Annotated in this window: 7 protein-coding genes; 6 read left to right on the forward strand and 1 reads right to left on the reverse strand. The window is 72.8% G+C overall.

What is annotated here, in order from left to right:
• The first annotated feature begins 8 nt into the window (after nucleotides 1–8).
• A complete protein-coding gene (locus tag AC0KTA_RS41235; protein ID WP_481057208.1) occupies nucleotides 9–8279 on the forward strand; it encodes a type I polyketide synthase in 8271 nt (2756 codons plus the stop codon).
• Between the two features lie 116 nt (nucleotides 8280–8395).
• Here AC0KTA_RS41235 and AC0KTA_RS41240 read toward each other — a convergent pair whose 3' ends face one another.
• Nucleotides 8396–9295 carry a proline iminopeptidase-family hydrolase gene (locus tag AC0KTA_RS41240; RefSeq protein WP_481057075.1) on the reverse strand — a complete coding sequence of 300 codons (900 nt, stop codon included), beginning with the start codon at nucleotides 9293–9295 and terminating at the stop codon, nucleotides 8396–8398.
• Nucleotides 9296–9528: 233 nt separating this feature from the next.
• Between AC0KTA_RS41240 and AC0KTA_RS41245 the strand changes: the two genes are divergently transcribed.
• From AC0KTA_RS41245 to AC0KTA_RS41265, 5 genes are all read left to right on the forward strand, one after another.
• Entirely contained in the window at nucleotides 9529–10416 is an 888-nt protein-coding gene (locus AC0KTA_RS41245) for an ACP S-malonyltransferase (RefSeq protein ID WP_481057076.1), read from the forward strand.
• Nucleotides 10417–10442: 26 nt separating this feature from the next.
• A complete protein-coding gene (locus AC0KTA_RS41250; protein ID WP_481057077.1) occupies nucleotides 10443–10706 on the forward strand; it encodes a phosphopantetheine-binding protein in 264 nt (87 codons plus the stop codon).
• The gene (locus AC0KTA_RS41255) at nucleotides 10706–13738 is read left to right on the forward strand and encodes an AMP-binding protein (protein ID WP_481057078.1); all 3033 of its coding nucleotides are present in this window, start codon (nucleotides 10706–10708) and stop codon (nucleotides 13736–13738) included. The genes AC0KTA_RS41250 and AC0KTA_RS41255 overlap by 1 nt, the downstream gene beginning before the upstream one ends.
• Nucleotides 13735–14991 (forward strand): type III PLP-dependent enzyme domain-containing protein, encoded by a 1257-nt coding sequence (locus tag AC0KTA_RS41260; protein ID WP_481057079.1) that lies wholly within the window; start codon nucleotides 13735–13737, stop codon nucleotides 14989–14991. The genes AC0KTA_RS41255 and AC0KTA_RS41260 overlap by 4 nt, the downstream gene beginning before the upstream one ends.
• Before the next feature lie 104 nt (nucleotides 14992–15095).
• Entirely contained in the window at nucleotides 15096–25952 is a 10857-nt protein-coding gene (locus AC0KTA_RS41265; RefSeq protein WP_481057209.1) for a type I polyketide synthase, read from the forward strand.
• The last annotated feature ends 53 nt before the right edge of the window (nucleotides 25953–26005 follow it).

Below are 26005 nucleotides of genomic sequence, written 5' to 3' on the forward strand. Positions count from 1 at the left end.
ACATGGCCATGTCCAACGAGGACAAGCTCCGCGGGTACCTGAAGAAGGCAGCCGCCGACCTGCACGAGTACCGGCAGCGGCTGAACGATGCCGAGTCCAAGGCCCGAGAGCCGATCGCCATCGTCGGCATGGCTTGCCGCTTCCCCGGTGGGATCGACGGCCCCGAGCGGCTCTGGGAGCTGCTCGAGGCCGGTGGGGACGCGATAGCCCCGTTCCCGGCCGACCGCGGCTGGGACCTGGAAGGGCTGTGGGACCCGCACCGGGAGCGGCGCGGTACCTCCTATGTGCGCGAGGGCGGCTTCGTCGACGACGCGGCCGGCTTCGACCCGTCCTTCTTCGGCATCAGCCCGCGTGAGGCGCTGGCGATGGACCCGCAGCAGCGGCTGCTGCTGGAGACCTCCTGGGAGGTGTTCGAGCGCGCCGGTATCGACCCGGGAACCCTGCGCGGCAGCCGCACCGGCGTCTTCGCCGGTGTGATGTACAAGGAGTACGCCTCGGATGTGCGGGCCGTGCCCGAGGGCATCGAGGCGTTCCTGGGCACCGGCACCTCCAGCAGTGTCCTGCCCGGCCGGCTGAGTTACGTCTTCGGCCTGGAGGGCCCGGCCGTCACGGTGGACACCGCGTGCTCGTCGTCGCTGGTGACCCTGCACCTCGCGGCCCAGTCGCTGCGGCAGGGCGAGTGCGAGATGGCGCTGGCCGGCGGTGTCTCGGTGATGGTGACCCCCAACACCTTCATTGACTTCAGCCGGCAGCAGGCGCTCGCCGCGGACGGCCGCTGCAAGCCGTTCGCGGCCGCCGCTGACGGCACCGGACTCGCCGAAGGCGTGGGCGTCCTGCTCCTGGAGCGGCTGTCGGACGCCCAGCGCAACGGCCACCAGGTGCTGGCCGTGGTCCGCGGCTCGGCTGTCAACCAGGACGGCGCCAGCAATGGCCTCACCGCGCCCAACGGACCCTCCCAGCAGCGGGTGATCCGTCAGGCCCTGGCCAACGCCCGGCTGGAGCCCGGCGACGTGGACGCGGTCGAGGCGCACGGCACCGGTACCACGCTGGGCGACCCGATCGAAGCCCAGGCCCTGCTGGCGACGTACGGCCAGGGCCGTGGCGAGGGCGGCGAGCCGCTGTGGCTGGGCTCGCTGAAGTCCAATCTCGGTCACACACAGGCGGCTGCCGGTGTTGCCGGTGTGATCAAGATGGTCATGGCGATGCGTCACGGGCTGCTGCCCAAGACGCTGCATGTGGACGAGCCGTCGCCGCAGGTGGACTGGTCGGCGGGTGCGGTTGAGCTGCTGTCCGAGGCGCGTGAGTGGCGTCAGGCTGGCGAGCGTCCGCGCCGGGCGGGTGTGTCCTCGTTCGGCATCAGCGGGACGAATGCGCATGTGATTCTGGAGCAGGCGCCGGAGGTTGATGTCCCTGTTGAGGGCGGTGTCGAGCTGCCGGTGGTGCCCTGGGTGGTCTCCGCAAAGAGCGAGGCTGCGCTGGCGGCGCAGGTCGAGCGGGTGCGCCGAGCGGCTGCCGACCTCGACCCGGTGGATGTCGGCTTCTCGCTGGCGACCGGTCGGGCGTCGTTCGAGCACCGGGCGGTCGTTGTCGGGTCCGATGTGACGTCGGGGCGGGTGTTGGGCGGCAAGCTCGCGGTGCTCTTCACCGGCCAGGGTGCGCAGCGGGTCGGGATGGGGCGTGAGCTGCGGGATGCGTTCCCGGTGTTCGCGTCGGCTTTCGGTGAGGCGTGTGCGGCACTGGGGTTGGACCCGGCGGTGCTGGACGATGCCGGGAAGCTGGACCAGACGGAGTTCACTCAGGCCGCGCTGTTCGCGGTCGAGGTCGCCCTGTTCCGGCTCGTCGAGTCGTGGGGTGTGCGCCCGGACTTCGTCGGTGGTCACTCGATCGGTGAGCTGGCTGCCGCGCACGTCGCCGGGGTGCTGTCGCTGGCGGACGCGGCCAAGCTGGTCGCCGCGCGCGGCCGCCTGATGCAGGCCCTCCCGACCGGTGGGGCGATGGTCTCGCTCCAGGCGTCCGAGGGGGAGGTGCTGCCGCTCCTCACCGATCGCGTGGACATCGCGGCCGTCAACGGCCCCAACGCTGTGGTGATCTCCGGCGACGAGGACGCCGTCCTCGCTGTCGCCGCGCGCTTTGAGAAGACCAAGCGCCTCACGGTCTCGCACGCCTTCCACTCCTTCCGGATGGGCGGGATGCTGGCCGGCTTCCGCAAGGTGGCGGAGTCGCTGACCTTCCAGGCCCCGCAGATTCCGATGACCGGGGATGTGACCTCCCCCGAGCACTGGGTGCGGCATGTCCGTGAGGCGGTCCGCCTCCACGACGAGATCCAGACCCTCCACGCCGAGGGCGTCCGCACCTTCCTGGAACTGGGCCCGGGCGGTGTCCTGACCGCGATGGCCCAGGACTGCCTGCCCGAGAGCGAAGATGTGGCCTTCATTCCGGCCCTGCGGAAGAACCGGTCCGAGCCGGAGGCCGTGGTCTCCGCGCTCGGCCGGGTCCACGTCACCGGCAACTCCGTCGACTGGGCAGCCTTCTTCGCCGGGACCGGTGCCGCCCGCGTCGACCTGCCCACGTACGCCTTCCAGCACGAGCGCTACTGGCTGGACGGGGACCGCGAGAGGTTGCTGGACCCCGGTGTCGCACTGCCCGAGGGGTATCTCTTCACCGGCCGGGTCGGTCTGAAGACGCACCCGTGGCTGGCCGACCACGCCGTCTCGGGCGTAGTGCTGCTCCCCGGCACCGCCTTCGTGGAGCTGGTGATCCGGGCCGCCGACGAGGTGGGCTGCGATCTTCTCGACGAACTGACGCTGGAGGCGCCGCTGGTCCTGCCCGAGCAGGGCGCGGTGCAGCTGCGGGTGCTGGTCGGGGACCCGGACGAGGCCGGGCGGCGCGAGGTCAGCGTGCACGCGCGGTTCGAGGACGAGCCGTGGACCCGGCATGCCACTGGTGTGCTGGCGGTCGGCGCCCCGGCGCCGGACTTCGACCTCACCGCGTGGCCTCCGGCCGGTGCCGAGGCGGTTGCCGTCGACGGGCTCTACGAGCGGTTCGCCGAGCTGGGGATCGACTACGGTCCGGTGTTCCAGGGCCTGACGGCCGCTTGGCGCAAGGGTGATGAGGCCTTCGCCGAGGTCGCCCTGCCTGAGGACACCGAGGTGGAAGCGTTCGGGCTGCACCCGGCGCTGCTGGACTCTGCGCTGCACGCCATCGTGCTGGCCGGTCCCGGCCTCGGCCGGGGTGACGACACGGCCGTCCGGCTGCCGTTCTCGTGGGGCGGGGTCTCGCTGCTGGCGACGGGCGCCAGGACGCTGCGGGTGCGGGTGTCCGCCCGGGGCGAGGGGGCATCGCTCGCCATCGCGGACGGCGCTGGATCCCCGGTCGCCTCGGTCGGCACACTCGCGCTGCGTGCGGTGGACGCGGCACAACTGGCCGCGGCCCGGCCGGGCGGGAACGATCCGCTGTTCCGCGTGGACTGGGTCGCGGCGCCGATCACGTCCACCGGGGGTGGGACCGAGTCCGCCGAGAGCTGGGCGCTGTTGGCGACCGAGGGCCCTCCCGTGGACCGGCGTTACGAGGACCTGGCGGCCTTGCGGGACGATGTCGCCGCGGGCGCGCCGGTGCCCGAGGTGGTGATCGCCGAGTGCGGAACCGGGCGCGCGCCGAGCGGTGACGTACCCGGCGACGCCCGTGCCGCCGCCGAGCGGGCGCTGGCGCTCATTCAGGGCTGGCTGCACGATGAGCAGTTCGTGGACTCGCGTCTGGTGCTGGTAACCCGCCCGGACGACCTGGCCGCGAGCACCGTCCGGGGCCTGGTCCGCTCGGCTCAGTCGGAGAACCCGGGCCACTTCGTGCTGGCGGAGGTCGACGCGGGTGACCGGTCGCCGGGCGCCCTGATCGCGGCCGTCGCGGCGGGTGAGGAGTCCGAGGTCGCCGTCCGCGAGGGCGCGGTGTACGTGCCGCGGCTGGCGCGGGCCGCGCGGCCCACCGAGGCCACCGCGCCGCGCTGGGGGAGTGACGGCACGGTGCTGGTGACCGGTGGCACCGGTGGTCTGGGTGCGTTGGTGGCCCGTCATCTGGTGGTCGAGCACGGGGTGCGGCATCTGCTGTTGACCAGTCGGCGCGGTCTGGCCGCACCTGGTGCGGCCGAGCTGTGCGAACAACTGGCCGGGCTGGGTGCCGAGGTGACTGTGGCGGCCTGTGATGTGGCGGACCGGGAGGCGCTGGCCGCGCTGCTGGCCGCTGTTCCCGCCGAGCGCCCGCTGAGGGGGGTGGTGCACGCCGCCGGTGTGTTGGATGACGGTGTCGTCGGTGCGCTGACCCCGGAGCGGCTGGAGACGGTCTTCCGGCCGAAGGTGGACGCTGCCTGGCATCTGCACGAGCTGACCCGGGACCTGGACCTGACGGCGTTCGTGCTGTTCTCCTCCGCGTCCGGTGTGCTCGGCAGCGCGGGGCAGGCCAACTATGCCGCCGCCAACGCCTTCCTCGACGCCCTGGCCCGGCACCGGGCCGACGCCGGGCTGCCCGCCGTCTCCCTGGCCTGGGGGCTGTGGGAGCAGACCGATGGCATGGGCCGGCTGGACGACGCCGACCTGGCCCGGATGGGCCGGGGCGGGGTGCGGGCCCTGGTGCCCGGGCAGGCGCTGGCCCTCTTCGACGCCGCGTCGGCCATGAACGATCCAGTGCTGGTGCCCATCCGGCTGGACCTTGGCGCCCTGGCCGGGGCGGCGGGCGAGGTGCCGCCGCTGCTGCGCGGCCTGGTGCGCGCCCCGGTCCGCCGGGCCCGGGCCGCCTCGGGTGGCACCTCCGCGCTGGGCGAGCGGCTGGTCCGGGCGACCGAGGCCGAGCGAGCCGAGATCCTGCTGGACCTGGTCCGTGGTGAGGTGGCGGCCGTCCTGGGGTACAGCTACGGCGCCGAGGTGGAACCGGAGCGGGCGTTCCGGGAGCTGGGCTTCGACTCGCTGACCGCGGTGGAACTGCGTAACCGGCTGATCGCCGAAACCGGGCTGCGGCTTCCGGTGACCCTGGTCTTCGACTACCCGAACGCGGCGGCCATCGCCCGGTTCCTCGGCGAGGAGCTGGGGGGAGCCGCCGTGCGGGCCGGTGCGGCGGCGGTGCGGCCCGCGGCGGCCGGCCGGACGGACGAGGACGACCCGATCGTGATCGTCGGCATGAGCTGCCGCTACCCGGGCGGGGTCGCCTCCCCCGAGCAGCTGTGGGACCTGGTCGCCTCCGGGACGGACGCGGTGTCGGCGTTCCCCACCGACCGTGGCTGGGAGCTGGAGCGGCTCTACGACCCCGACCCGGACAAGCGGGGCACCAGCTATGTGCGCGCGGGCGGGTTCCTGCACGAGGCAGCCGAGTTCGACCCGGGCTTCTTCGGCATCAGCCCGCGTGAGGCGCTGGCGATGGATCCGCAGCAGCGGCTGCTGCTGGAGACTTCCTGGGAGGTGTTCGAGCGGGCCGGGATCGATCCGGCCTCGGTGCGCGGCAGCCACACCGGCGTCTTCGCGGGCTCGATGTACCACGACTACGCGACCGGGCTGCGCTCGATTCCGGAGGGTGTGGACGGCTTCCTGGGCACCGGCACCGCCGGCAGCGTGGTGTCGGGTCGGCTGAGTTACGTCTTCGGTCTGGAGGGCCCGGCGGTGACGGTGGACACCGCCTGCTCCTCCTCGCTGGTGGCGCTCCATCTTGCGGTGCAGGCGCTGCGGGCCGGTGAGTGCGATCTGGCGCTGGCCGGTGGCGCGACGGTGATGGCCACCCCGGTGTCGTTCATCGAGTTCTCCCGGCAGCGCGGGCTGGCCACCGACGGGCGGTGCAAGGCGTTCGCCGCGTCGGCGGATGGCACCGGCTGGGCCGAGGGCGCCGGCATGCTGCTGGTCGAGCGGCTGTCCGACGCGCGCCGCAATGGCCACCCGGTGCTGGCGGTGGTGCGCGGCTCGGCGGTGAACCAGGACGGTGCGAGCAACGGCCTGACCGCGCCCAACGGCCCGTCCCAACAGCGGGTCATCCGGCAGGCGCTCAACGCCGCCGGGCTGGTGCCGGGCGACGTGGACGCGGTCGAGGCGCACGGCACCGGCACCACGCTGGGTGACCCGATCGAGGCGCAGGCGCTGCTGGCCACCTACGGGCAGGACCGTGAGAGCGGAGAGCCGCTGTGGCTGGGGTCGCTGAAGTCGAACGTCGGTCACACGCAGGCGGCGGCCGGTGTCGGCGGTGTGATCAAGATGGTCATGGCGATGCGGCACGGGGTGCTGCCCAAAACCCTGCACGTGGACGAGCCGTCGCCGCATGTGGAGTGGTCGGCCGGGGCCGTGGAGCTGCTGACCGAGGCGCGCCCGTGGCCGGAGCGCGACCGTCCGCCCAGGTCGGCGGTGTCGTCCTTCGGGTTCAGCGGGACCAACGCCCATGTGGTCCTGGAGCAGGCCCCCGAGCCGGCTCCGGAGTCCGAGCCCGGGGCCGGGGCCGATCCTGGTGCCGAGCCGGCGGTGGCCGAGTTTCCGGTGGTGCCGTGGGTGCTCTCCGGTAAGACCCCGGAGGCGCTGAACGCCCAGATCGAGCAGGTGCGCCAGGCCGCCTCCTGGCTGGACCCGGTGGACGTCGGCTTCACCCTGGCGACCGCGCGCACCGCCTTCGACCACCGGGCTGTGGCGCTCGGCGGTGACCTGGAACGGCTGGAGACCGGGTGGGCGTTCAGCGACAAGCTCGCCGTGTTCTTCACCGGGCAGGGTGCGCAGCGGGCCGGGATGGGCCGGGAACTGCGCGCGTCCTTCCCGGTCTTCGCCGCCGCCTTCGACGAGGCCTGCGCCGCGCTCGGGCTCGACAGCGACGTCTTCGAGGACCCCACGCTGCTGGACCGGACTCAGTACACGCAAAGCGCGCTGTTCGCGGTCGAGGTGGCGCTGTTCCGGCTGGTCGAGTCCTGGGGGGTGCGGCCGGACTTCGTCGCGGGGCACTCCGTCGGTGAGCTGACCGCCGCCCATGTGGCCGGGGTGCTGTCGCTGGCGGGCGCGGGCAAGCTCGTGGCGGCCCGCGGACGGCTGATGCAGGCGCTGCCTTCCGGCGGCGCGATGGTCTCCCTCCAGGCCGCCGAGGACGAGGTCCGGCCGCTGCTGAATGAGCGGGTGGACATCGCCGCGATCAACGGCCCGAACGCGGTCGTGGTCTCCGGTGACGAGGACGCGGTCTGCGAGATCGCCGGCCACTTCGAGGCACTGGGGCACAAGACCAAGCGGCTGCGCGTCTCGCACGCCTTCCACTCGCCGCGGATGGACGCGATGCTGGGCGACTTCCGCGAGGTCGCCGAGTCGCTGACCTTCCACGCCCCGCGCATCCCGATGGTCTCCAACGTCACCGGGGCGCTCGCGGACGCCGACGAGCTGTGCTCGGCGGAGTACTGGGTGCGGCATGTGCGGCAGGCGGTGCGGTTCAACGACGGCGTGAAGGCGCTGTACTGGGCGGGGGCGCGCACTTTCCTGGAGCTCGGCCCGGACGGGGTGCTCACCGCGATGGCCCAGGACTGCCTGCCGCTCGCCAAGGGAGTGACGTTCGTGCCGGCGCAGCGGCGGGACCGGACCGAGGCCCATGCGGTCGTCACCGCGCTGGGGCGGCTTCATGTGACGGGCACCGCCGTGGACTGGGCGGCGTTCTTCGCGGGCAGTGGCGCGCGCCGTGTCGACCTGCCCACCTACCCCTTCCAGCGGCGTCGTTTCTGGCTGGAGTCGGGGGCGACCTGGGGTGGGGAGCCGGCGGCCGCGGCCGATCCGGCGGACGCGGAGTTCTGGGCGGTGGTGGAGCGCGGCGACCTCGATGCGCTCAGCGACACCCTGGATGCCGCCGGCGAGTCGCGTCAGGCGCTGGCCGCGGCGCTGCCGCTGCTGGCCACCTGGCGGAAGCGCCGGGCCGAGAGCGCCGGCGCGGACGCATCCGGGATCGAGGAGCTGCTCGGCGCGTACGGCAAGGGGGAGGTCGCTGACGGGGACGGCGGGTTCATGGCGCGGCTGGCCGGGTTGCCCGACTCCGAGCGGGAGGACGAGCTGTGCGGGATGGTGCTGGACCAGACGGCCGCGGTGCTCGGGCACGCCTCGCCCGACGACATCGAGGAGAACGCCGACTTCATGGACCTCGGCTTCACCTCGCTGCACGCCGTGGAGCTGCGGAACCGGCTGGAGCAGATCACCGGTCTGGAGCTGCCCGCGGCGCTGATCTACGAGAGCCCGACGCCCCGCGAGATGGCCGTCTTCATCCTGGAGGAGCTGGAGGAGCTGGAGGAGCTGGAGGAGTAGGCGGAAGAGCCGTACGACGACTGAGCTGACGGACGCGGGCGGGCCCGGGCCGGTGGAGACCGGCCCGGGCCCGCCCGGGCCGTCGGCCGTTGCCCGTCCGCCGTCCGTCCGTCGCGCTAACCCAGGGAGCCCAGGAAGTCCTCCATGACCTCCAGGAAGCGCTCCGGCTCCTCCAGGTGCGGCATGTGGCTGGACTCCTCGAAGATCTCCCAGCGCACATCTGGGATGGAGTCGTAGAACGGCTGCACCGTCGTCGGGGTGGCCTCGTCGTAGCGGCCGCTGATCAGCAGTGTCGGCGCCTCGACGGCCGGGAGGCGGTCCACCACTGACCAGTCGCTCAGGGTGCCGATGACATGGAAGTCGTTGGGGCCGTTCATGGTGTGGTAAACGGTCGGGTCGCCGGCCAGCGCGAGGAACGTGGTCGCCAGCTCCGGCGGCACCGGGTCGACCCGGCACACGAACCGCTGGTAGTAGGCGAACATCGCCTGCTGGTACTCCTGGCTGTGATACGTGCCCGCCGCCTCGTGGCGGTTGAGCGCCTCCTGGGTCTCCGGCGGCAGTTCGCCGCGCAGCCGCAGCGCCTCCGCGCGCCACATCGGCATCGACGCCGGGGAGTCGGCGATGATCAGCCCGCGCAGCCCGGCGGGCTGCCGTACGGCGTGTTCCGCGCCGAGCATGCCGCCCCAGGACTGGCCGAAGAAGACATAGTCGTCGGCTATGTCCAGCTGCTGGAGCAAGTTGTCCAGCTCGTCCAGGAAGAGGTCGACGGTCCAGAAGTCGGCGCCGCGGTCCGGCAGATGGGTCGAGCCGCCGTTGCCGAGCTGGTCGTAGTGGACGACCGGCCAGCCCTGCTCGGCGAGCGCGGTGAGCGCCAGCAGGTAGTCGTGTGTGCTGCCCGGGCCGCCGTGCGCGACGACCAGCGGCGGGTTGCCACTGTCCAGTTCACCGGTGACCCGGTACCAGGTCCGGTAATCGCCGAACGGAACGGTCCCCTTGGCACTCTCAGATGCGAACAACCTGCTGACACCCCGTCCGGAAGGCACTGGTCATGGCTGAAGGTCATGGCGTACGCCATAAACGAGTTGCAACGTATCAAGGCGTTGCCGCCACTTTGCCCGGACTTCCCCGATAGGGGCTGAATCCGGGCCGGTAGGGGGTACCGCGCCGTTCCCCCCTCCTCCACCCTTTGGCTGGGAAGGTCGGAGCAGACGGCGGGATACTGGTGAGTACGGCATTTGTGTTTCCTGGAATGGGACCGAACCGCTTCGCTGATATGGCGAAGTTCATGTTGGTCAATCCAGTGGCGCGGAGACTTTTCGCAGAAGCTGACGAAGCCGTCGGCTATTCCGTCGTGGACCGATTCCGCGCCTCCGGCGATGACTACTCCGAGGCCGCCCAGGTCGCGTTCTTCGTCAACTGTGTCGCGCTGGCCGAATGGGCGCGGGACACCCTGGGCGAGGAGCCCGAGGTGTGCGCCGGGCCCAGCTTCGGTCTGAAGTCGATGACCGCCTTCGCCGGCGCGCTGCCCTTCTCCGACGCCGCCCGGCTGACCTCCCGGCTGGCCCGCTGCACCGCCGAGTACTTCGCCGCCGAGCACACAGACCTGGTGACGCTCTCCTTCGTGCGCGCGCCCCAGGAGAAGCTGGAGCCGGTGCTCGCGGAGCTGACCGGGCGCGGCGAGTGGTACGACTTCTCGTGCTATCTCGACAACGGCTTCCACATGCTCACGCTGAGCGGCGGTTGTGTTGAGTGGCTGGAACAGCGGATCAGGTCGATCGGCGGCCTTCCGCTGTACACGATGCGGCCGCCGATGCATTCGTCGGCATTCACCGCACTGCGCCAGAAGGCACTCGACGAGGTCATCGCCGATTTCACGTTCCAGGACCCGAGGCTTCCGGTCGTCGCCGATTCCGACGGCTCGGTGGTGCGTGGCGCGGACGAGGTCCGCACCCTGCTGCTGGACGGTTTCATATCCCCGGTCCGCTGGCCCGCCGTCGTGGAAACGCTGAAGAACATGTCCGTCACCAAGGTGTGTGTCGCCGGCCCGGACAGCCTCTTCGGCCGTCTTGAGTGCACCGTTTCGAATTTCGAGGTTCTGGCAGCCGATCCGCGGCTCGCGATGCGGCCGCGCAAGTAACCGAGAACCAGGAGAAGGGAAATCCCGTGTGGGACCAGCAGTTTGAGGAAATGCTCCGCAAGAGCCTGCCGTTCCTCCCCGCCGACGAGCCGATGCTCCCGGACCTCGACCTTCGCGATTACGGCCTGGACTCGCTCGGCATCGTCGAGCTCCTCATGTCCCTGGAGGCCGGTTACGACGTCAAGTTCGTCGACGACGCGCTGACCGTGGAGACCTTCTCCACCCCCGGCGTGCTGTGGAAGACCCTCTGCGTCCTCCGCGACGGCGACGACTCCCTGCCCGCCGCCTGATGGAGAACACGCTGCACGGACGGTTCCTGCGGGGCCTGGCCGTGGCCGGCGACCGGGACGCGTTCCGGGTCGCCGGCCACGGCGTGACATACGCCCAGGCGCACCGCAAGGCGCTCGCCTGGGCCGGTGAGCTGCACGCCGCGGCCGGCGGCCGCCCCCGCGCGGTCGGCGTCCTGGCCAGCAAGAACGAGACGGCCTACATCGGCACCCTGGCCGCCCTGTACGCGGGCGCCGCGGTCGTACCACTGCACCCCGGCTTCCCGGCCGCCCGCACCCGGCAGGCGCTGACCGCGGCCGGAGTCTCGGCGATCGTCACCGACGAGCGGAGCGCCGGTCTGCTGCCCGCCATCCTGGAGCCCGGACCGGACCTGCCCGTCCTGGTGCCCGAACGCGGCGTCCGCCCCGAACTCGCCCTGGAGCAGCCGCTGCCCGCCGACCCGCGGGACACCGCCTACGTGCTGTTCACCTCCGGCTCGACCGGCCGGTCCAAGGGCGTGCCGATCTCGCACGGGGCCACCGCGCACTACTTCCGCACCCTCGACGCGCGCTACGACTTCACGCCCGAGGACGTCTTCTCGCAGACGTTCGACCTGACCTTCGACTGCGCGATGTTCGACCTGTTCTGCGCCTGGGGTGCCGGAGCGTGCGTGGTGCCGGTGCCCGCGCAGGCGTACCGGGCATTCCCGGAGTTCGTCGCCGAGCAGCGCATGACCGTCTGGTTCTCCACCCCCAGCAGCATCGCGCTGCTGCGCAAGACCGGCGCGCTGGAGTCCGGCGCCCTGCCCGGCCTGCGCTGGAGCCTGTTCGCGGGCGAGCCGCTGCGCGCCGAGGACGCCCAGGAGTGGCTGCGCGCCGCGCCCGGCTCCACTCTGGAGAACCTCTACGGCCCCACCGAGTTGACCATCACCTGCACCACCCACCGCTGGTCGCCGCAGACCTCGCCGGACCGCTGCGTCAACGGCGTGGTGCCCATCGGCCCGGTCTACGACGGCCTGGACCACATCCTGCTGGGCCCGGACGGCGAGCCGAGCGGTGACGAAGGCGAACTGTGCGTCGCAGGCCCGCAGATGTGTGCCGGATACCTCGACCCGAACGACAACCACGGGCGCTTCCTGGAGCGCGACTCCCGCACCTGGTACCGCACCGGCGACCGGGTGCGCCGCTTCGCCGACGGCGAGCTGGCCTACCTGGGACGGATCGACGACCAGGTCCAGGTGCAGGGCTGGCGGGTCGAGCTGTCCGAGATCAGCCACGCGGTGCGCGCCTGCCCTGGCATCGAGGAGGCGGCCACCGTAGTCGCCCCGCTCGCCGCCGACGACGAACTCGTCGTCTTCTACACAGGGCGGCCCGCCACCCCGGTGGAACTGGCCCGGGCGCTGCGGTCCCTGCTCCCGCAGAACCTCATCCCACGACACTTCCAGCACTTGGACGAACTGCCGTTGAACGCGAACCGGAAGATCGACCGGGTCGGCCTGCGGTCCCGCGCGATGGAGGTGTTCGCCCCCGGCGCCCGCATGCTGCATGAGCTCCTCGACGAGCGGGTGGCCGCCACGCCCGACGCCCCCGCCGTGCGGGACGCCTGGGAATCGTGGACCTACCGCGAACTGGCCGGGCAGAGCCGCGCCTTCACGCACTGGCTGGCCGGCCAGGGGGTGGCCCGCGGCGACCGGATCCTGGTCCAGCTGCCGAACCGGCGCGAACTGGTCGCCATGCTCTACGGCTGCGCCCGCCTGGGCGTGGCCATGGTGCCGCTCAACCCCGCCATGAAGGAATTCCACCTGCGCTCGGTCATCGCGGACAGCGAGCCAAGGCTCGCCGTCGCCGAGGCGCCGGCGGTGGACGCGCTGCGCGAGCTGAGCGGTCTGCCGGTGCACGGCGTCGACACGCTGTGGACGGAGATCGTCGAGCCCGGCAGCGCCGACGACACCGCGGCCGCGGAGTCCCAGGCGGCCCCCACCGACCTGGGCGTGCTCATCTACACCTCGGGCTCCACCGCCGCGCCGAAGGCGGTCATGTGCCCGCAGGCCCAGATGACCTTCGCCGCCCGCGCCATCCAGGAGGAGCTCGGCTACCGCGCGGACGACGTGGTCGACTGCCGGCTGCCGCTCTCCTTCGACTACGGCCTGTTCCAGATCCTGCTGTCCGGCCTGGCCGGGGCCGAGCTGGTGCTGGCCGGCGGGACCGACATCAAGCTGCTCAGCGAGATCCGGGAGTACGGCGCGACCGTCTTCCCGGCCGTCCCCTCACTGGCCCAGATGCTCCTCCGGCTCGCCGAGCGCGACCCGGGCGAGACCCGGCTGCGGCTGTTCACCAACACCGGGGCCGCGCTCCAGCAGACGACCATCGACGGGCTGCGCCGGGCATTCCCCGGCGCAAGCGTGGCGCGGATGTTCGGCACCACCGAGTGCAAGCGCATCTCGATCATGCCCCCGCACCTGGAGCACGAGCGTCCCGACTCGGTCGGCCGTCCGCTGCCCGGCACCCGGGTGGCCGTGCTGGATGAGAACGGGGTGGCGCTGCCGCCCGGCGAGGTCGGCGAGATCACGGTGACCGGGCTGCATGTGATGGCCGGCTACTGGCGGGCGCCCGAGCTGACCGCCCGGACCTTCCGGCGGGACGAGCGCACCGGCGAGGTGCGGCTGCACACCGGCGATTACGGCTCGCTGGACGCCGACGGCTTCGTGTACTTCGAGGGCCGACGCGATGACATGTTCAAGCGCAAAGGCACCCGGATGTCCACCACCGAGATCGAGGCCGCGGCCATGGACATCCCCGGGGTGCGGGCGGCGGCGGTGCTGGCCCCGACCGAGGACGGGGATCTGGCCCTGTGCGTGGTCGGCGACGTGCGGCAGCCGGTGGTCCTCAAGGAGCTGTCCCAGCGGCTGGAGCCCGCGAAGATCCCGGCGATCTGCCTGGTGCTGGACGAGCTCCCGCTCACCGCCAACGGCAAGAACGAGAAGAAGCGGCTGGCCGTGCTGGTCGACCAGGCACTGCGCGGCGACGCGACGGGAAACGGCGGGGGTTCCAAGTGAGTCGGCGCAAGGAGCTGGTGCGGCGATACGGTTCGCCGCTTTACGTCTACGACCTGGACCGAGTGCGCGCCGCCCGGCAGGACCTGCGGGCCGCGCTGCCGCCGCAGTTCACCCTCTTCTACTCGCTGAAGGCCAATCCGCACCCGGAGATTGCCCGGGCGCTGGGCGAGGGGGACGGGGCATGCCGTGCCGAGGTCTGCTCCACCGGTGAGCTGAACTCCGCCCTGGAAGCCGGCTTCCAGGCCGCGGAGATCCTCTACGGCGGCCCGGGCAAGACCACGGCCGAGCTGGACCACGCGATCCGGTCCGGGGTGCGGCACTTCTCCGTGGAGTCGATCGGCGACCTGCGCCGGGTCGGCGCCGTGGCCACCGCCCACGGCGCCGTCGCCGACTGCCTGCTGCGGGTCAACAACGAGTCGGCCAGCGCCACCACCAGCATCCGGATGACCGGAACCCCCTCCCAGTTCGGCGTCGACGGCGAGACCCTCGCCGACAGCGTCGAGGAGCTGCGGAGTGTGCCCGGCACCCGGATCGTGGGCGCCCACTTCTTCCCGCTGAGCAACGCCCGCGACGAGGAGAGCCTGATCTCCGAGTTCCGGCAGAGCATCGAGGCCGCCGCCCGGATGCGCGACGAACTCGGCCTGCCCATGCGCTTCCTCGACATCGGCGGCGGATTCGCCGCCCCGTACGCCCAGCCGGGCGAACGCCCCCGGTACCCCAAGCTGCGCGGGGAGCTGCAGCAGACCCTCGATGCGCACTTCCCCGAGTGGCGCGAGGGCGAGATGAAGATCGCCTGCGAGTCCGGCCGCTACCTCGTCGGGGACAGCGGGGAACTACTGACCACGGTCACCAACATCAAGACCAGCCGGGGCCGGAAGTTCGTCATCCTCGACGCCGGCATCAACACCTTCGGCGGCATGGCGGGCCTCGGCCGTCTGCTCCCGCTGTCCATCACGGTGGACACCGACCACGAGGGTGGAGACGAGACCGGGGAGGACGAGCCGTCGGCCGCCGAACCGGCCACCCTGGTCGGCCCGCTGTGCACCCCGGGCGACATCCTCGGCCGCAACGTCAGCGTGCCGGAGCTCGCCGAGGGTGACCTGATCGCCATCCCCAACGCCGGTGCGTACGGCGCCACCGCCAGCCTGCTCCACTTCCTCAGCCGCCCATCCCCCGCCGAAGTCCTCCTCTCCGGCGAGGAGGTCGTCTCCGCGACGAGGCTGGAGACGGCCCGTACCCGCCTCACGGAGTAGGCCCCACACACCGGGCTGCCCGGTGACAGATCCCACGAGAAAATGAACGAACGAATGGGCGGAATGCGCGGATGAGCCTCCTCGACCTGGTGACCGAGACGGCGGTGGCGGTCCTGCGCACGGCGGGCCGTGACGTCCCCGAGCCCGCCGCGGTACGTAGCGGGCGCACCTTCCTGGACCTGGGCTTCGACTCGCTGGCCGCCGTCGACATGCACAAGCGGCTTGGTGCGGCCCTAGGCCTGGAACTGCCCGTCACGATCACCTTCGACCACCCCACCCCCACCGCGCTCGCCCGCTACCTGCACGCCCGGCTTCACGGCGGCCCCGCCGAAGCGGAGGCCATGCGCACCGCGCGGCCCGGCCGCGCCGACGACGAGCCAATCGTGATCGTGGCCATGGCCTGCCGCTACCCCGGCGGCGTCGGCTCGCCCGAGGAGCTGTGGCAGCTGGTCGCCGACGGCCAGGACGCGATCTCCGGGCTGCCCACAGACCGCGGCTGGGACCTCGCCGGGCTCTATGACGAGGACCCGGACAAGCCCGGCACGACCTATGTGCGCGAGGGCGGCTTCCTGCACCAGGCGGCCTGGTTCGACGCCGAGTTCTTCGGGATCAGCCCGCGCGAGGCGACCGCGATGGACCCGCAGCAGCGGCTGCTGCTGGAAGCGGTGTGGGAGGCGTTCGAGCGGGCCGGGATCGACCCGGCCGCGGTGCGCGGCACCGGTACCGGGGTGTTCATCGGCGCCGAGCCGCAGGAGTACGGGCCCCGGCTGCACGAAGCACCGGAGGGCCTGGAGGGCTATCTGCTCACCGGCAACGCCACCAGCGTCGTCTCCGGCCGCGTCGCCTACGCCCTGGGCCTGGAGGGCCCGACCCTGACCGTGGACACCGCCTGCTCCGGCTCGCTGGTCGCCCTGCACCTGGCGGTGCAGTCTCTGCGGGCGGGCGAGTGCGACCTGGCCCTGGCCGGTGGTGTCGCGGTGATGTCCAGTCCGGGCACGTTCACCGCGTTCAGCAGGCAGCGTGGGTTGGCGCGGGATGGCCGGTGTAAGGCGTTTGCCGCGTCGGCGGATGGCACCGGCTGGGCCGAGGGTGTCGGCATGCTGCTGGTCGAGCGGTTGTCGGATGCCCGTCGTCATGGTCATCAGGTGCTGGCGGTGGTGCGTGGTTCGGCGGTCAACCAGGACGGTGCGAGCAACGGTCTGACCGCGCCGAATGGTCCCTCGCAGCAGCGGGTGATCCGGCAGGCGCTGGTCGACGCCGGGCTGGCCTCGGGTGAGGTCGATGTGGTGGAGGCGCACGGCACGGGGACGATGCTGGGCGACCCGATCGAGGCGCAGGCGCTGTTGGCCACCTACGGTCAGGGGCGTGGGGATGCCGAGCCGTTGTGGCTGGGGTCGTTGAAGTCGAATATCGGGCATAGCCAGGCGGCCGCCGGTGTGGGTGGTGTGATCAAGATGGTCATGGCGATGCGGCACGGGCTGCTGCCCAAGACCCTGCACGTGGAGGAGCCGACCCCGCACGTCGATTGGTCGGCGGGCGCCGTCGAGCTGCTGACCAAGGCCCGCGATTGGTCCTCGGACGCCGACCGGCCGCGCCGCGCTGGTGTCTCGTCCTTCGGTATCAGCGGCACCAACGCCCATGTGATCCTGGAGCACGCGCCCGAGCCCGAGGCCCCCGCAGAAGCCACTGCCGAGACCCCCGCCCAAACCCCTGCCGAGGCCGAAGCCCCGGCCGTCGACGAGGCCGAGGCGCCTCGCACACCGGTGCCGTGGGCGGTCTCCGGCAGGACCCCCGAGGCGCTGTCCGCGCAGATCGAGCGGCTCCGCGAGGCGGCCGACGGGCTGGACCCGGTGGACGTCGGCCACGCCCTGGCGGTCCGGACCGCGTTCGAACACCGGGCGGTCGCGCTCGACGGCGACCTGGACCGGCCGGTGACCGGTCGGGCGCTGGGCCACAAGCTCGCCGTGCTGTTCACCGGTCAGGGCTCCCAGCGGCTCGGCATGGGCCGTGAGCTGTACGCGGCGTTCCCAGCGTTCGCCAAGGCGCTCGACGACGCCTGCGGCCACCTCGACCTCCAGCTCGACACCCCGCTGCGCGAGGTGCTGTTCGCCCCGGAGGGCTCGCCCGAGGCGGCCCTGCTGGACCAGACGATGTACGCCCAGACCGCCCTGTTCGCCGTCGAGGTGGCGCTGTTCCGGCTGGTCGAGTCCTGGGGCGTGCGGCCGGACTTCGTCGCCGGTCACTCGGTCGGCGAGCTGTCCGCCGCGCACGTCGCCGGGGTGCTGTCGCTGGAGGACGCCGCCATGCTGGTGGCGGCTCGTGGACGGCTGATGCAGGAGCTGCCCGGCGGCGGCGCCATGGTCTCGCTCCAGGCGAGCGAGGACGAGGTCCGGCCGCTGCTGACCGACGGGGTGGACATCGCGGCCGTCAACGGCCCCCGCGCCGTGGTGATCTCCGGTGACGACGACGCCGTTCAGCGGATCGCGGAACGTTTCGAGAAGGCGAAGCGGCTCAACGTCTCGCACGCCTTCCACTCGCCGCACATGGACGCCATGCTCGAGAAGTTCGCCCGGATCGCGGAGATCCTCGACTACGCGCCGCCGCGCATCCCGGTCGTCTCCCACCTCACCGGCGAGCAGGCCACCGACGAGGAGCTGTGCTCGCCCGACACTTGGGTCCGGCATGTGCGGCAGGCCGTCCGCTTCCACGATGGCATCCGCCTGCTGGAGCGGCAGGGCGTGCGCACCTTCCTCGAACTCGGCCCGGACGGCGTGCTCTCGGCGATGGCCTCGACCTGCCTGACCGACCCGGATGCCTCCGCGCTGATCCCGGCGCTCCGCCGCGACCGCCCGGAGACCACCGCGCTGACCGGCGCGCTCGCGGCCGTCCATGTGCAGGGCGCGGACGTGGACTGGGCGGCGTTCCTCGCCGCGCGCCACCCCGGCCGGGCCCCGCGCCGGGTCGAGCTGCCGACGTACGCCTTCCAGCGGCAGCGCTACTGGCTGAACGCCCCGGCCGCCACCGGCGACGCCTCCGGATTCGGCCTGGTCCCCGCCGGACACCCGCTGCTGGGCGCCGAGCTGAGCCTTGCCGAATCCGGCGAACTGGTGCTGGTCGGCAGCCTCTCCCTGAACACCCACCCCTGGCTGGCCGACCACGCCGTCTCCGGCACGGTGCTGCTGCCGGGCACCGCCTTCGTGGAGCTGGCGATCCAGGCCGGAGACCGCGCCGGATGCGAGCTGCTGGAGGAACTCACCCTCCAGGCACCGCTGCTGATACCGGACCGGGGTGCGGCCCAGGTCCAGCTGGCCGTCACCGAGCCCGACGCCTCCGGCCGCCGCACGCTGACGATCCACTCCCGGCCCGCGAACGACGGCTTCGAGCAGCCCTGGACCAAGCACGCCTCCGGGGTGCTGGCCACGGCCGGCGCGCGGAGCACCGCACCCGCCTTCGACCTGTCAGTGTGGCCGCCGCGGGACGCGACCGCCTACCCGGGCATGAACGGCTTCTACGACCGGCTGGCGGAGCAGGGCTACGGTTACGGCCCCGCCTTCCAGGGGCTGCGGGCGGCGTGGCGGCGCGGCGAGGAGGTCTTCGCCGAGGTCACCCTCCCCGAGGACGCGGAGGCGGAGGCGTTCGGACTGCACCCGGCCCTGCTGGACGCGGCACTGCACGCCATCGGGCTGGACGACGAGTCCGGCCCCGAGCTGCCGTTCGCCTGGAGCGGCGTCACCCTGCACGCCGTCGGCGCCCGCACGCTGCGGGTCCGGGTGTACCCGGGCGAGGCCGGCGGACACACCCTGGAGCTCGCCGACGCCACCGGCGCCCCGGTGGCCACGGTGGAGTCGCTGGTGCTGCGGCCGGTGTCGGCGGACCTCGCCGCCCAGTCCGCGAGCGGCGGCCTCCATGAGTCGCTGTTCCGGCTGGAGTGGACCGCCCTGCCGGGCACGGGCGCGGCCGTAGGCGCGAGCGCGGGCGCGGCGGCCGAGCGCTTCACCGTCCTCGGCGAGGGCGGCCCCGCGCACCGCGACCTGGCCTCGCTCGGCGCAGCGATCACCGCCGGCGCCGCCGTCCCCGACACAGTCGTTGTCCCCCTCGACGCCTGCCGTACGGACGACCCCGCCCCGGCCGCCGTCCGGGCCGCGCTCCGGCAGGCCCTGGAACTGGTCCAACAGTGGCTCGCCGACGAGCGGTTCACCGCCTCCCGCCTCGTCCTGCTGCTGAAGGGCGGTCACGACCTGGCCCGCGCCGCGGCATGCGGTCTGGTGCGCTCGGCGCAGGAGGAGCACCCCGACCGGCTGGTGCTCCTCGACGTGGACCAGACGCCGGAATCCTGGCAGGCGCTGCCGGCCGCGCTCGGCTCGCGCGAGCCGGAGATCGCGATCCGCGACGGCGCCGTGTCCGTCCCCCGCCTGACCCGCGTCCCGGTCTCCGCGGCTGACTCCTTGGCAGACGGCACCGGGGCCGGCGCTCGACCCTGGGCGGCAGACGGCACCGTCCTCATCACTGGCGGCACCGGCGGCCTCGGCGCCGTCCTCGCCCGCCACCTGGTCGCCGAGCACGGCGTACGCCGCCTGCTGCTGGCCAGCCGGCGCGGACCGGACGCGCCCGGCGCGGCCGCGCTGACCGCCGAACTCGCCCAGCTGGGCGCCGAGGTCACCGTCGCCGCCTGCGACGCGGCCGACCGGGGCACCCTGGCGGCACTGCTCGCCGGCATCCCCGCCGAGCACCCGCTGACCGCGGTCGTGCACACCGCGGGCGTGCTCGACGACGGCGTGGTCACCGCGCTGACCCCGGACCGGCTGGACGCGGTGCTCCGGCCCAAGGCGGACGCGGCCTGGCACCTCCATGAGCTCACCCGCGACCTGGACCTGGCGGCCTTCGTCCTCTTCTCCTCCTCCGCCGCCACCCTGGACGGCGGCGGCCAGGGCAACTACGCCGCAGCCAACGCCTTCCTCGACGCGCTCGCCCGCCACCGCCGCTCGGCCGGGTTGCCCGCCGTGGCGCTGGCCTGGTCTCTGTGGGCCGAGAGCAGTGGCATGGCCGGGCAGCTGGACGAGGCGGACCTGCGGCGAGTGGCACGCTCCGGCCTGCCCGCGCTGACCACCGCGGAGGGCCTGGCGCTGTTCGACGCCGCGCTCGCTGCCGGCGAAGCGGCCCTGCTGCCGATGCGGATGGACCCGGCGGCGCTGCGCACCAGGGCGGGCGGCGTGCCGTCCGTGCTGCGCGGCCTGGTGCGGGTGCCGGACCGCCAGGCGGCCCGTACCGAGGCGGCGACCGGCCCGGGCGGCTCGCTGCGCGCCACCCTGGAGGCGCTGCCGGAGGCCGACCGCGGACCGGCGCTACTGGACCTGGTCCGCACCGAGGTCGCCACTGTCCTCGGTCACAGCGGCCCAGAGGCCATCGAGGCCGAACGCGCCTTCAACGCCGTCGGCTTCGACTCCCTCGCCGCCGTCGAGCTGCGCAACCGGCTGAACGCGGCCACCGGCCTGCGGCTGCCCGCCACCCTGACCTTCGACTACCCGACCGCCGTGGCGCTCGCCGAGCACCTGGGCGAGACCGTCCTGGGCACCACCGGACCTGGAGGCGGACCGGCCGCGCCCGTCGCCGCCCGGACGGCAGTGGACGACGAGCCCATCGCCATCGTGGCCATGAGCTGTCGCTACCCGGGCGGGGTCGCCTCGCCGGAGGAGCTGTGGCAGCTGGTCGCGGCGGGACAGGACGGCATCACGCGGTTCCCGGACGACCGCGGCTGGGACATCGACACGCTCTACGACCCGGACCCGGACAAGCCCGGCACGACCTACTCGATCGAGGGCGGCTTCCTGCACGACGCCGCCGAGTTCGACGCGGACTTCTTCGGCATCAGCCCGCGTGAGGCGCTGGCGATGGACCCGCAGCAGCGGCTGCTGCTGGAGACCTCCTGGGAGGCGTTCGAGCGCGCCGGTATCGACCCGGCCTCGGTGCGCGGCAGAGCCATCGGTGTCTTCGCCGGCGTGATGTACCACGACTTCGGCGCCCGTCTGCGGCACATTCCCGAGGGACTTGAGGGGTACGTCGGGAACGGCAGCCTGGGCAGTGTGGTCTCCGGCCGGGTCGCCTACGCGCTCGGCCTCGAAGGCCCCGCGGTCACCGTGGACACTGCCTGTTCGTCGTCGCTGGTCGCGCTGCACTGGGCGATCCAGGCACTGCGGCAGGGCGAGTGCGAGATGGCCCTCGCCGGTGGCGTCACCGTGATGACCACCCCAGACACCTTCACTGACTTCTCCCGCCAGCGCGGCCTGGCCCGCGACGGCCGGTGCAAGGCATTCGCGGCCGCCGCGGACGGCACCGGCTGGGGCGAGGGCGTCGGCCTGCTGCTGGTCGAGCGGTTGTCGGACGCGCGTCGTCACGGTCATCCGGTGCTGGCGGTGGTCCGTGGCTCGGCCGTCAACCAGGACGGCGCGAGCAACGGTCTGACCGCGCCGAACGGTCCGTCCCAGCAACGGGTGATCAGCCAGGCGCTGGCCGGAGCGGGCCTGGCACCGGCTGATGTGGACGCGGTGGAGGCCCATGGCACCGGCACCCGCCTCGGCGACCCAATCGAGGCGCAGGCGCTGCTGGCGACGTACGGCCAGGAGCGGGGCGAGGGCGGCGAGCCGCTGTGGCTGGGCTCGATCAAGTCGAACCTGGGCCACACGCAGGCGGCCGCCGGCGTCGGTGGTGTGATCAAGATGGTCATGGCGATGCGGCACGGCGTGCTGCCGAAGACGCTGCATGTGGATGAGCCCACGCCGCAGGTGGACTGGTCGGCCGGAGCGGTGGAGCTGCTGACCGAGCGGCGTGAGTGGCCGCAGCGGGAGCAGCAGCCCCGTCGTGCGGGTGTCTCGTCCTTCGGTATCAGTGGGACGAATGCGCATGTGATTCTGGAGCAGGCGCCGGAGGTCGAGGCTGCCGCTGCGGATGGCGGTGTCGAGCTGCCGGTGGTGCCGTGGGTGGTGTCCGCGAAGACCGAGTCCGCGCTGAGCGCTCAGGTCGAGCGGGTGCGTGAGGCCGGGGCGGACCTGAACCCGGTGGATGTCGGCTTCTCGCTGGCGACCGGTCGGGCGTCGTTCGAGCACCGGGCGGTCGTTGTCGGTTCCGATGTCGTCTCGGGCCGGGTGCTCGATGGCAAGCTGGCGGTGCTGTTCACGGGGCAGGGTACGCAGCGGGTCGGGATGGGGCGTGAGCTGCGGGACGCGTTCCCGGTGTTCGCGTCGGCTTTCGGTGAGGCGTGTGCGGCACTGGGGTTGGACCCGGCGGTGCTGGACGATGCCGGGAAGCTGGACCAGACGGAGTTCACTCAGGCCGCGCTGTTCGCGGTCGAGGTCGCCCTGTTCCGGCTCGTCGAGTCGTGGGGTGTGCGCCCGGACTTCGTCGGTGGTCACTCGATCGGTGAGCTGGCTGCCGCGCACGTCGCCGGGGTGCTGTCGCTGGCGGACGCGGCCAAGCTGGTCGCCGCGCGCGGCCGGTTGATGCAGGCCCTCCCGACCGGTGGGGCGATGGTCTCCCTTCAGGCTGGCGAGGACGAGGTTCGTCCGCTGCTGACCGATGGTGTGGACGTCGCGGCGGTCAACGGCCCGCGCGCCGTGGTGATCTCCGGTGACGAGGACGCTGTCGCCGCCGTCGCCGCGCAGTTCGCGACGTCGAAGCGGCTGACGGTCTCGCATGCGTTCCATTCCTTCCGGATGGACGGGATGCTGGCTGGCTTCCGCAAGGTGGCGGAGTCGCTGGCCTTCCACGCACCACAGATCGCGATGACTGGGGAGGTGACGTCGCCGGAGTACTGGGTGCGGCATGTCCGTGAGGCCGTCCGCTTCCACGACGAGATCCAGAGCCTCCACGCCGAGGGCGTCCGTACTTTCCTGGAGTTGGGCCCCGGCGGTGTCCTGACGGCGATGGCGCAGGACTGCCTGCCCGACGCCGAGGGCGTGGCGTTCGTCCCGGCCCTCCGCAAGAACCGCCCGGAGCCCGAGGCCGTCGTCTCGGCCCTCGGCCGGGTCCACATCACCGGCAACTCCGTCGACTGGCCCGCGTTCTTCGCGGGTACGGGCGCAGCCCGCGTCGATCTGCCCACGTACGCCTTCCAGCGCCAGCACTACTGGCTGAGCGCCACCCTCGACGCCGACGATGTGGTGCTGGGTGACGCCATCGCGGTGCCGGAGGGCTACCTCTTCACCGGGCGGCTGTCGTTGCAGAGCCACCCGTGGCTGGCCGATCACGCCGTGTCGGGCGTGGTCCTGCTGCCCGGCGCCGCCTTCGTCGACCTGGCCATCCGCGTCGGCGATCAGGTCGGTTGCGATGTGCTCGAGGAGCTGATGCTGGAGGCGCCGCTGGTGCTGCCCGAGCGGGGCGCGGTGGAGCTGCGGGTCCTGGTCGGAGAGCGGGATGAGACGGGACGGCGTCCGCTGAGTGTGCACGCGCAGTTCGGGGACGAGTCGTGGACGCGGCATGCCACCGGGGCACTGGCCACTGGGGCCCCGGCCCCGGACTTCGACCTCACGGCCTGGCCGCCGGCCGGTGCCGAGACCATCGCGGTCGACGGGCTCTACGACCAATTCGCCGGGCTCGGGCTCGACTACGGGCCGGTCTTCCAGGGCCTGACCGCCGCCTGGCGCAAGGGTGAGGACGTCTACGCCGAGGTCTCCGTCCCCAAGGGCACGGACGTCGCTGCCTTCGGCCTCCACCCGGCGCTGCTGGACGCGGCCCTGCACGCGATCGGGCTGGGCGGTGATGCGGACTCCGAGCAGGCCGAGCTGCCGTTCGCCTGGAGCGGGGTGGCGCTGTACGCGACGGGAGCGGGAGCCCTGCGGGTGAAGCTCTCGGCGACCGAGAACGGGACGTCGCTGGCCATCGCGGACGCGACCGGGTCGCCCGTCGCCGCCGTCGCGTCCCTCGCCCTGCGACCCGTGGCGGCCGAAGGGATCGCGAGCGCCCGCGAGGTCACGCACGAGGCGTTGTTCCAGGTCGAGTGGACCGCGTTGCCGGTTGCCGACACAGCTGCCGGGACCGGCTTCGGGCAGGAGGTCTGGGCGCTGCTGGGCGGTGACGGCCTGCACCTGGGCGAGCTGGCGAAGGCGTCCGGTGTGCGGATCGAGCAGTACCCGGATCTGGCGGCGCTGGCGGCATCGGGCCGTGTCCCGGAGGCCGTTCTGGCCCCCTGCACGGTCGAGCCCGGTCAGAGTGGCGCGGACCGCGAGCTGGTGAGCAGGGTCCGGGTGGCGTCGTACCGGGCGCTGGATCTGGTCCGGTCCTGGCTGGCCGACGAGCGGTTCGCCGCTTCCCGTCTGGCCGTGGTGACCAGCGGCGCGGTGGCCACGGCCGCTGACGACGATGTGGACGATCTGGCGACCGCCCCGGTGTGGGGCCTGCTGCGGGCGGCGCAGGCCGAGCACCCGGGCAGGTTGGTGCTGGTCGATGTGGAGTCCGGCGGTGCGGAGTCCGGCGGCGCGCTGGTCGCCGCGCTCGGCTCCGGCGAGCCCGAGGTGGCGCTGCGTGAGGGTGCGGTGCTGGTGCCCCGGCTGGCCCGTTCCACGGCTGCGGCTGCGGCTGCGGCTGCGGCTGAGGGCGGGGCAGCGGCCGAGGGCGCGGCGCCCAGGTGGAATCCGGACGGCACGGTGCTCGTCACCGGCGGCACCGGTGGTCTGGGCGCCCGTGTCGCCCGCCATCTGGCCGTGGAGCACGGGGTGCGGCATCTGCTGCTCGCCAGTCGGCGGGGCCCCGATGCCCAGGGCGCGGCCGCACTGCGGGAGGAACTGACCGCGCTCGGCGCCGAGGTGACCCTCGCCGCCTGTGACGCGGCCGACCGTGAGGCGCTGGCCGCGCTGCTGGCATCCGTCCCCGCCGAGCACCCGGTGAGCGGTGTGGTGCACACCGCCGGTCTGCTGGACGACGGGGTGATCGACGCGCTGACCCCGGAGCGGCTGGACGCCGTGTTCCGGCCGAAGGTGGACGCCGCGTGGAACCTGCACGCGCTCACCGTCGAGCTGGACCTGCGTCTCGACGCGTTCGTGCTGTTCTCCTCGGCCGCCGGCACCTTCGACGGCGCCGGGCAGGGCAACTACGCGGCGGCCAATGTGTTCCTGGACGCGCTGGCCCAGCACCGCCGGGCGCAGGGTCTGCCGGCCGTCTCGCTTGCCTGGGGCCTGTGGGGCGGGGACAGCGGGATGGGGGCGCAGCTCAACGCCGCCGACCTGCGGCGGCTGTCCCGGTCCGGGATGCTTCCGCTGGCCGAGGCGGAGGGCATGGCGCTCCTCGACGCGGCGGTGCGCCAGACCGGCACCGCCCGGCTGGTCCCGATGCGGCTCGATCTGGCCGCCGTACGGGCCGCCGCCGGGGAGGACGGGGTGGCCGCTCTGCTGCGGGGGCTGGTGCGGGTGCCCGCCCGCCGGGCCGCACGCCCCGGGGCGGCGCCGGAGCCGACGGGCACCTTCGCCTCGCGGATGGCCGCGCTGCCGGACGAGGAGCGGACGGCCGAGCTGCTGCACCTGGTGCGTACCCATGTCGCCGTGGTGCTGGGCCACCCGGGACCGGAGGCGGTGGAACCGGGACGCGGATTCGGTGAGTTGGGCGTCGACTCGCTGGCGGCGGTTGAGCTGCGCAACCGGCTGGGCGGGGCGACCGGCCTGCGGCTGCCGGCCACGCTGATCTTCGACTATCCGACGTCGGAGGCGATCGCCGGTTTCCTCGGCAGCAAGGTGGCGCCGGTGGCCGCGTTGCGGCCGATGTCGCTGGAGGAGCAGTTGGCGGCGCTGGAGACGGTGGTGGCGGGCGCGAGCCCGGACGCCGATGAGCACGCCCGGATCTCGGAGCGGCTGCGTGTTCTGACCTCGGCCTGGCTGGAGCTGCGCCGGGAGGAGGCGGGCGAGCAGGGGCCGGAGCTGGACTCGGTCACCACCGACGAGCTGTTCGACATCCTCGACGACGAGCTGGAGACGTCGTAGGGAGCACAACGGCCGGCCCAGATTCCCGGGGCCGGCCGTTGTGCCGTTGACCG

It is taken from the genome of Streptomyces sp. Y309 (genome assembly GCF_056712025.1).

Bases quoted from the DNA above. Each gene is read 5' to 3' on its own strand.
- AC0KTA_RS41245 (WP_481057076.1), top strand. From the start codon at position 9,529: ATGGGACCGAACCGCTTCGCTGATATGGCGAAGTTCATGTTGGTCAAT.
- AC0KTA_RS41235 (WP_481057208.1), top strand. From the start codon at position 9: ATGTCCAACGAGGACAAGCTCCGCGGGTACCTGAAGAAGGCAGCCGCC.
- AC0KTA_RS41255 (WP_481057078.1), top strand. From the start codon at position 10,706: ATGGAGAACACGCTGCACGGACGGTTCCTGCGGGGCCTGGCCGTGGCC.